Origin of the sequence: Cobetia sp. SIMBA_158 (genome assembly GCF_046566945.1) — a bacterium.
Taxonomy (GTDB): domain Bacteria; phylum Pseudomonadota; class Gammaproteobacteria; order Pseudomonadales; family Halomonadaceae; genus Cobetia; species Cobetia amphilecti.
In genome coordinates this window covers 1-274 of record NZ_JAWJYL010000336.1, presented here as the reverse complement: position 1 = coordinate 274, position 274 = coordinate 1, and the positions used below count along the sequence as shown (strand labels likewise).

The following is a 274-nucleotide window of genomic DNA, read 5'->3' as shown; positions in this document are numbered from 1 at the left end:
CTAATAATGCCCTTTCATTGAAAAAAGCAGCTTTGAATGATGTAGGTTTGATTTATGTTCCGAAGTGCAGCGTATACGAAGAGCTTAAAAATGGCTCATTAGTACAAATGCTACATCAATATAAAGCACGTTCACTAGGTGTGTTTGCTATTTACCCTTACACGCGACATAAACCAGAAAAAATAACCTTGCTCATTGAAAGTATAAGAAAAGAATATAAATCGCTTAAACATATTTTTAATTAAACGACACATTTAAATAAGTTACCCGTAAG

1 pseudogene is annotated in these 274 nt (G+C 32.5%); it reads left to right on the top strand.

What is annotated here, in order from left to right:
• A pseudogene (locus R2R70_RS20180) lies at positions 1-245 on the top strand (LysR family transcriptional regulator); the annotation flags it as partial.
• Positions 246-274: the final 29 nt, after the last annotated feature.